The 8190-nt window shown below is 57.9% G+C and carries 6 protein-coding genes and 1 pseudogene; 4 read left to right on the top strand and 3 right to left on the bottom strand.

The genetic code is table 11. The annotated features are described in order from the left end of the window. A pseudogene (locus tag AAAB35_RS04015) lies at positions 1-443 on the top strand (alpha-D-glucose phosphate-specific phosphoglucomutase); the annotation flags it as partial. Here the strand turns inward: AAAB35_RS04015 and AAAB35_RS04010 are convergent. Genes AAAB35_RS04010 through AAAB35_RS04000 form a run of 3 tightly spaced genes read right to left on the bottom strand, consistent with a single transcriptional unit; the run spans position 440 to position 2983 of the window. Next, positions 440-1207 carry an RES family NAD+ phosphorylase gene (locus AAAB35_RS04010; RefSeq protein ID WP_340666934.1) on the bottom strand — a complete coding sequence of 256 codons (768 nt, stop codon included), beginning with the start codon at positions 1205-1207 and terminating at the stop codon, positions 440-442. The pseudogene AAAB35_RS04015 and the gene AAAB35_RS04010 sit on opposite strands and share 4 nt — an antisense overlap. Beyond that, entirely contained in the window at positions 1167-1550 is a 384-nt protein-coding gene (locus tag AAAB35_RS04005) for an MbcA/ParS/Xre antitoxin family protein (protein ID WP_340666933.1), read from the bottom strand. Before AAAB35_RS04005 ends, AAAB35_RS04010 begins: the two co-directional genes overlap by 41 nt. Positions 1551-1603: 53 nt before the next feature. Next, positions 1604-2983 carry a cytochrome P450 gene (locus tag AAAB35_RS04000; RefSeq protein WP_340666932.1) on the bottom strand — a complete coding sequence of 460 codons (1380 nt, stop codon included), beginning with the start codon at positions 2981-2983 and terminating at the stop codon, positions 1604-1606. A gap of 239 nt (positions 2984-3222) precedes the next feature. Between AAAB35_RS04000 and AAAB35_RS03995 the strand changes: the two genes are divergently transcribed. The 3 genes from AAAB35_RS03995 to gyrB all read left to right on the top strand — a co-directional run bounded on the left by AAAB35_RS03995 (position 3223) and on the right by gyrB (position 8107). Then, positions 3223-4983: a hypothetical protein gene (locus AAAB35_RS03995; protein WP_340666931.1), complete on the top strand. Its 1761-nt coding sequence runs from the start codon at positions 3223-3225 to the stop codon at positions 4981-4983. Then, the gene (locus AAAB35_RS03990; RefSeq protein ID WP_340666930.1) at positions 4980-5405 is read left to right on the top strand and encodes a hypothetical protein; all 426 of its coding nucleotides are present in this window, start codon (positions 4980-4982) and stop codon (positions 5403-5405) included. The genes AAAB35_RS03995 and AAAB35_RS03990 overlap by 4 nt, the downstream gene beginning before the upstream one ends. Before the next feature lie 260 nt (positions 5406-5665). Then, positions 5666-8107 (top strand): DNA topoisomerase (ATP-hydrolyzing) subunit B, encoded by a 2442-nt coding sequence (gyrB, locus tag AAAB35_RS03985; RefSeq protein WP_340666929.1) that lies wholly within the window; start codon positions 5666-5668, stop codon positions 8105-8107. Positions 8108-8190 lie beyond the last annotated feature (83 nt).

Here is an 8190-nt window from a genome sequence, read left to right as displayed (position 1 = left end):
TGGATATCGCCAAGGAACATTGGGCTACCTACGGGCGCAACTACTATTCGCGCCACGACTATGAGGGCGTCGATACCGGCGCTGCCAACCGGCTGATGGATGACCTTCGCGGCAAGCTGGCGACACTTCCCGGGACCTCGGTGCAGGGATTGACCGTCGCGACCGCCGACGACTTTGCCTATCACGATCCGGTCGACAAGTCCGTCAGCGAAAACCAGGGCATACGTGTCCTGTTCGAGGGGGGCTCCCGCGTCGTCTTCCGCCTGTCGGGCACGGGCACGTCTGGCGCGACAATCCGCGTCTATGTCGAGCGCTACGAACCTGACTCCAAGCGCCATGACCTCGAAACGCAAGGCGCGCTCGCCGATCTCATCCGCGCGGCGGAAGACCTCGCTGGCATCAAGGCTCATACAGGCCGTGACAAGCCGAGCGTGATTACTTAAGGCGAGGCACGAACCGCGCCGGAGATGCGCGGGTCCTCTTCGAAAGTGGCAAGACCGAAGCCAAGCCTCAGGTCCGGCATGTCGCAGATGGCGTTGACGCCGAAGTCGGAGAAATGCAGCCGCCAGGTCGTTTTGTGCACGGGGTTTGGCATGGCGAAACAGGCGCAGGAAAGCAGCGCAAGATTGGCGCCGCCGTTGGGATCGCGAACCGACTGGTAGCGGATAAGGTCGATCCCGGCTTCCTTCGCCGCATCGACCAGTTCGAGGCAGGCGGAGTAGTCCGTCGGGTGCGTCCATAGTCTTCGTTGCTCGGCAAAAGGCGCACCGGTCAGGTCGATGGCACGGGTCGTAGCGTAACGCGCTTCGAAGGCCGTGAATTCCAGTGCGTTGCGTGGCCAAGGCGTGCCGGGGCTCTCAACGAAGAATAGCAAACGATAAAAAGCCGTTTCCGCGACGGCAGTCTCGACGGCTTCACTGGCGTAGAACACGCCCGGCGAATAGCCTTCACGGCGGAAACGGGAATTTCCGGGATACCGGCCATAGCGGAACGGGGTTGCGAGAAGGTAGTCGAGATGGACGCAGGCCGCAGGCAGCGGCGGCTTTGTCGCTTCGAGTTCATCCTCGAGCAAGGCTTGCTCGTCGAGCGTGTCGACAAGCTTCATCGTTGAAACGCGATGCTGCGCTTCTACGAGACGCCAACAGCCGCCGTGGCTGTTTCTGGTCTCAGATCGGAGCGCGGCGGGCGTCCAGATAGGCGAGGACATGGGTGAGGCCGTCAATGGTTTTGATCCGGTTGAGCGGCTTGCCGCCGAGCATGGTGTTATCGGTTCGCATCCAGGTGCGAGCAACCGCGTCGTCGCCCCCAACGATGGCGTCGAGTGATCGATAGAGACGAATGAAAAGGAGGGCGAGCTCATAGCTCTTGCCGCTGAGCGGTGCACCATCAAGACTGCGCTTCAAACGCGATATGCTGGGTTCCGAGAGGCCCACGATATGTGCGAGTTCCTTGGCGGTGAGACCAAGCAATTCCGATGAGCGCACAAGCGCCTTGGATACGACGGCGGTTCGATCGGGCGTTTCTGGTATGGGCTGACTGGCGGTTCGCATGGTTATTCCTTTCACTGGAAAGAAATATAGATTATGTTTCTCAGGAAATCAACCTAACGACGGGGTGTAACCATCATCGGTAAGCCGCCGTCAGGCTGTGTTGTCAGTTTCTGCACGGGCCATGGCTTGTAGTTTCCCGCCACATCAAACCGGTAGCGAAAGAGCAGTGTGGCGAGCGCAATGATAGCTTCCTGCAGGGCGAAACTCGCGCCGATGCAGACACGCGGGCCCGCACCAAATGGCAGGTACTGGAAACGGTCGATGCTGACGCGGTTTTCCGGGTGAAAGCGCGACGGCATGAAAGCATCCGGATTGTCCCAATAGAGCCGGTGGCGATGGACGGTCCAAGGCATGACCAGCACTGCCGCGCCCTTCGGCAGCTTCAAATCCATATATTGGTCATCCTCGATCGGCTCTCGGTTTATCGATGGCGCTGGAGGATAAAGGCGCATTGCCTCCTCAAATGCCGCGCGCGTCAGCGGCAGCGCATCAAGCCAGGCGTGCGGTGGCGGCACGTCGGCCTGACCGAGAAGCGCGTCGATCTCGGCTTCGATGGGGCCGCGCTCCCACGGCGCCTTGGCCAGGAGATAGAGGGTCCAACCCAGTGCGCGCGCGGTCGTTTCGTGGCCCGCGCCGATAAAGGTAATGATATTGTCTTCGATCTCGGCGCTCGACAGCCCGTTCGGACCCTCCGCCTTGAGCAGCAGCGTCAGAAAGTCGTTCGGCACCTTGTCGCCTTCACGGTCCATGCGGCTCTTGCGCATCGCCATCGTATTGGCAACGATCTGCCGGAAAAAGGCGAGGGCACGCCGGCCTCTGATCTGGGTAAAACGCGGCAACCAGTTCGGCGCGCCGAGAAGGTCGAGCGGATCGACGCGCCCCATGGTCTCGAACAGGCGATCGACTTCGTGCGAAAATTGGTCGGGATCGCCGGCAATCTCGCCGGAAAACAGCGTCTCGGCCAGAATGTCATAGGTGAGCATGGTCATGTCGCGTGACACGTCCGTCGGCTCCGCAAGATTTTCATAGCGCTTGGCGAACGCCTCGCTGGTTCGCTTCATGGCCTCGGCAAAACCGTTGATGTGCCGCGGCGTGAACACCGGCGCCATGGCCTTGCGCGAACGGCGCCAGGTCTCGCCTTCGGCCGTCAAGAGGCCGTCACGCAAGATCGGGCGCAGGATGCGCTGACGTACCGCCGCCATTTTATAGTTCCTGGCATTGTCCACCAGCACATGGCGGATCAATCCCGGATCGTTGGCGATGATCGTGTGCGCGAACGACCAGTCGATCGAAACCCACGGCTCGTTATAGGAAGGCTCGCCCCACAGCTCCAGAGGATTGCGATAGATGGTGCGGATAAGGCGCAATGTCCCTACCGGTCCGGTCCTGGGCACGGGGGCGGGAGGGATGAAGGCGCTTTGTACAGTATCCATGATCGGCTCCTACCGACCATGTGGGCATCTCGCGATGAAAATGCCAACGTTTCTTTTGAAACCTGTGAGCGCCATTTTTCTCTTGACGACGTAAGCGGGATAAGATGTGCTCCGCCTCGCGCCTACGGCGCGATATTGCGTTCTAGTTTTCCGGACTGCCTTCACTTTTTCAGCTTCGTCTCTTTGCTTCGATCCATATTGTGAGGTTTTTCATTATGAGTTTTCGCCTGTGCTGGCTCTTGCTGGCCGTTTTCCTGACATCATGCAGCGATGGGTCTGATTCGGATGAATCGGCGGATGCATCGTCGACATTCGAGCATCCTGCGCCCGGTCGCGCTCAACCGTCCCCACCAATCCCTCGTCCATCAACGGAACACCCGGTTTCTCCGCAAATTTCGCCGGTTACCGAAGCGGATTTTGAAGCTGGAGGCTCGTTGCACGCCTGGGAAGTCAATGAGGCAACGGCCAGTAAACCGCATACGATTACGCTCAAGGGATCGGTCATCCCGTTCACTGCAACAGCCGGGTACTTAATTGCTTCCGAACCCAAAAATGGAACGGGGCTTGCGTCTGCATTGGCAAGGCCCGAAGCCGCGATCTCGTATACCGCCTATACGCGCGACGACCAATCCGCTGACGCGCGGCCGGTGACGTTCGTTTTTAACGGAGGGCCAGGTGGCTCAGCCGCAGATCTTGACCTTGGGTTTCTCGGGCCCGTGCAAGAAGACGGACCTCCACCCTCTGATGAAGTCATCGCCCCGTTGAAGGACAATCCCAATACCATCCTCGACAAAACAGATCTCGTTTTTGTAGACCCCGTTGGGACGGGCTATTCCCTGGCAATCTGGCCAAATGACAATAAGGATTTTTGGGGTGCTGATAGCGACGCAAAAGTCTTGCGCGACTTCATTACGCGCTACGTCAACGTATACAATCGACAGAACTCTCCCAAATATATCTACGGCGTATCTTATGGCGGCTTTCGTGCCCCAATCATCGGGCGCCTGTTACTGGAAAGCGGCACCGGCCAATATACGACGTTTACTACAAGTAAAAATGTCCTTTCCGGTCTCGTCCTGAACTCCCCCATATTGGATCAGAATTCGGACTGTTACTATTGGTATGCCAGCTGCGGCGGTGCAGTGCCGACTTATGCAATGGTCGCCGACTATCACAAAAAATCGACGGCGCGTGCGGGCCAGGAAACCGAACTATTTCTTACAAGGGCGCGCACCTTCGGGGCCGAGTTTACTTTTCTTTACGACCACGTCTTCAAGGGAACTGATGCGAAAGTTCCCGACCGAAAGTCGTGGGAAGAATACATCAAGAAGCCAGACGGAGTGGCGTTCCTCAACAAACTCTTCGAATTCACGGGAATAGGTAAAAAATACGAACTCGGCGAAAGCTCCAGCAACAATCCCTGGATCGCCACACCCAACATGGACCCAGTCGACTTCAGGCAGAAATTTGCTCCGGAGAAGGGACAACTCCTGCTAGGCGATGGACGGTTTATTCTCAAGCCACAAACGGAGGAGCCTGCGTTCGATCGCACGAACGACTATTATGCGTGGCAAAAGGATTACCACGCCAAATTCATCGGTTACCGAACCCAGTCGCCCTATGTGGGCTTCAACGGCAAGATCATTGACAGCTGGGATTACAAACCCAACCCGGAGGCAATCTCAAATACGGAACGGTTCCGGACCAGTATTCCGGACATGACATTCAGTATGACGCTCAATCCCAATCTCAAAGTGTTGGTTCAGCATGGCTATTACGATCTGAATACGCCATTCCGCCAATCGGAAATTGATATCTACAATGTAGAACTCACCGCAAAGGTGCCGGTAAAAGTCTATGAGGGCGGCCACGGTGTCTCGCCGTATCGCACTGGAGGCTATGACAAGCTGATGCGAGATCTCGGTGCATTCTACGATCAGCCTTCGACCACGATGCTCGCGGCATCGAACGGGCATGTGTTCGGAAGGGTTAACCCATGAAAAAACTTGAATTTTATTTAACAATACTGATTGCAGCGATCTGTGTTGCCGCGCCAGCAGATGCTGAGGAATCTTTTGGGCAAACGCGCCAACAGCGTGGCTTGATGGAATTGCAGCGTGGCTTTGGCCAGCGCCATGCACCCACCCAGGTAGTGTCAACTCCCCTGACCCGCGAAAGCGTAGCGATTGTCGTCGACAAGCATGTCGAGTCGCTCTTCGACCGGGCGGCGGACCCCTCGACGCATTTGGTGACGCGTGCGTCAGCGGAGAAGTCGGGGCTTGGGTTCCTTGTCGATCATTTCGCCGCAATTGACCGCGACCATGATGGCAATCTGCGCTTCAATGAGGTCAAGGGCTTCCTTGATGCGCGATCGCCCGTGACGGCAAAACCGGCTTCCGGCACTATACAGATCGTCGAGTAACGGCTTCCGCTATTGCCCAAAATGGTTTGGCGGGAAATTCAAAGCCCGCCAGACCGGCCCCTGCCAAGCGCCATCAGATTGTCCATGTGCTTTCTCCAAATGAGCCAATTTGGCCATGATCCGTGGATATTAACTCCCCCAAGAATTGGAAAAACGTGCATTACGCACTATATCTATGGCAAGGACCGGGCATGATTCGCCCGGTTCTGTTATAAATACGGCACGCCGATCCTGGCGACCCGAGAAAAGATTGAATCTACATGAGTGATACACCGGAACTGACAGTTGAAACCTCGCCAGAATACGGTGCGGAGTCCATCAAGGTTCTCAAGGGGTTGGATGCGGTTCGCAAGCGCCCCGGAATGTATATCGGCGATACGGACGATGGATCCGGCCTTCACCACATGGTCTACGAAGTCGTCGATAATGCCATCGATGAGGCACTGGCCGGGCATGCGACGCGTGTCACGGTGACGCTTAATCCCGATGGTTCATGCACGGTAACGGACAATGGCCGCGGGATTCCGACCGACATGCATTCGGAAGGCGTATCAGCTGCCGAAGTCATCATGACTCAGCTTCATGCGGGCGGTAAATTCGATCAGAATTCCTACAAGGTTTCCGGCGGCCTGCATGGCGTCGGTGTATCGGTCGTGAATGCCCTTTCTGTCTGGCTGAAGCTCAAGATTCGCCGGCGGGGCAAGATCCATGAAATGAGTTTCACCCATGGCGTCGCAGACGCGCCGCTCGAAGTGACGGGCGATGCGGGCGATGCGACGGGAACGGAAGTGACGTTCCTGCCGTCGACCCAGACGTTTTCGATGGTCGAGTTCGATTTCAAGACTCTCGAGCACCGTCTGCGCGAGCTTGCGTTCTTGAATTCCGGCGTGCGGATTCTGCTCGCCGACCGCCGGCATGCCGATCCGGTCGAGCTTGAGCTTTTTTATGAAGGCGGCCTTACTGCCTATGTGCGCTATCTCGACCGTACCAAGAAGGAACTTGTCGCTGACCCGATCTACATTCGCGGTGAAAAGGACGGGACGACCGTCGAGGTCGCCATGTGGTGGAACGACAGCTACCACGAGAATGTGCTGTGCTTCACCAACAACATCCCGCAGCGCGATGGCGGTACGCACCTTGCCGGGTTCCGTGGCGCGCTGACGCGGCAGATGACAGGCTATGCCGATGCCTCTGGTCAGACCAAGAAGTCGAAGGTTACGCTCACCGGCGACGACTGCCGCGAAGGCCTGACGGCGGTTCTCTCAGTCAAGGTTCCCGATCCGAAGTTCTCGTCGCAGACCAAGGACAAGCTCGTCTCGTCCGAAGTGCGGCCGGTCGTTGAAAGCCTCGTCAATGAGGCGCTGTCGAATTGGCTCGAAGAGCATCCGGCCGAAGGCAAGGTGCTTGTCGAAAAGGTGATTCAGGCAGCATCCGCACGCGAGGCGGCGCGCAAGGCCCGCGATATCACCCGCAAGAACTCGCTCAGCATCAGTTCGTTGCCGGGCAAGCTTGCCGATTGCCAGGAGCGCGACCCCGCGAAGTCGGAAATTTTCATCGTCGAGGGTGATTCCGCCGGCGGCTCCGCCAAGGGCGGTCGCTCGCGCCAAAATCAGGCGATCCTGCCGCTCCGCGGCAAGATCCTGAATGTCGAACGCGTGAAACTCGACCGGATGCTCTCTTCCGACCAGATCGGTACGCTTATTCTGGCGCTCGGCACCAGTATCGGCAAGGATGAGTTCAATCCGGACAAGCTGCGCTATCACAAGATCATCATCATGACCGACGCCGACGTCGATGGCGCGCATATTCGTACGTTGCTTCTAACGTTCTTCTTCCGACAGATGCCGGAATTGATCGAGCGCGGCCATGTCTATATCGCCCAGCCGCCGCTCTACAAGGTGACGCGTGGCAAGTCCTCGCAATATATCAAGAACGAAACGGCCTTTGAGGGATACCTGATCGATTCCGGCCTTGAGGAAACATCGCTGGAGCTGGCATCGGGTGAAGTTCGCACCACGAATGACCTGCGTGCCGTCATCAACGATGCCCTCGCTGTGCGGCATTTGCTGCAGGGGCTGAACACACGCTATGATCGCGCCGTTGTCGAGCAGGCAACGATTGCTGGCGCCCTCAATCCCGAGGCGATCTCCGATACCGCCAAGGCGCAGGAACTGGTTGCGGAGGTCGCCGCCAGGCTCGACCTCATTGCCGAGGAAACTGAAAAAGGCTGGAGTGGACGGCTGGCGACCCCGACTGACGGCGTCGATGGATTCGTCTTCGAGCGTTCATTGCGCGGTGTCAAGGAAATGGTGACGCTTGATATGGCGCTCCTCGGCTCCGCCGATGCACGCCAGCTCGATCGTTACGCGGCCCGCCTTCATGACATCTACTCCCAGCCGCCGGTGCTTCGCCGCAAGGAGAAGGCCGATGCGGTGGCAGGGCCGATGGCCTTGCTCGAAGCGGTCTTCGCGGCCGGACGCAAGGGACTTTCGCTGCAGCGCTACAAGGGCCTCGGCGAGATGAACGCGGAGCAGCTCTGGGAGACGACCCTCGATCCGAATGCGCGCTCCCTCCTGCAGGTCAAGGTCAACGACGCCACCGACGCCGATAGTCTGTTCTCTCGCTTGATGGGCGATGATGTCGAACCTCGGCGTGAGTTCATCCAGGACAATGCGCTGAGCGTGGCGAACCTCGACGTTTGAGCTTTCGAAGCGCCGGAATGGAGTTCATTGTGCTCCCGGCCTCAAGTTTAACTTGGCATGGATCACTTTCGAAGGGGACGCAC

This window comes from Phyllobacterium sp. (assembly GCF_037994425.1).
Taxonomy (GTDB): domain Bacteria; phylum Pseudomonadota; class Alphaproteobacteria; order Rhizobiales; family Rhizobiaceae; genus Phyllobacterium.
Note: the sequence above shows the minus strand (reverse complement) of the source record. Positions and strands in the feature narration are given on the sequence as shown.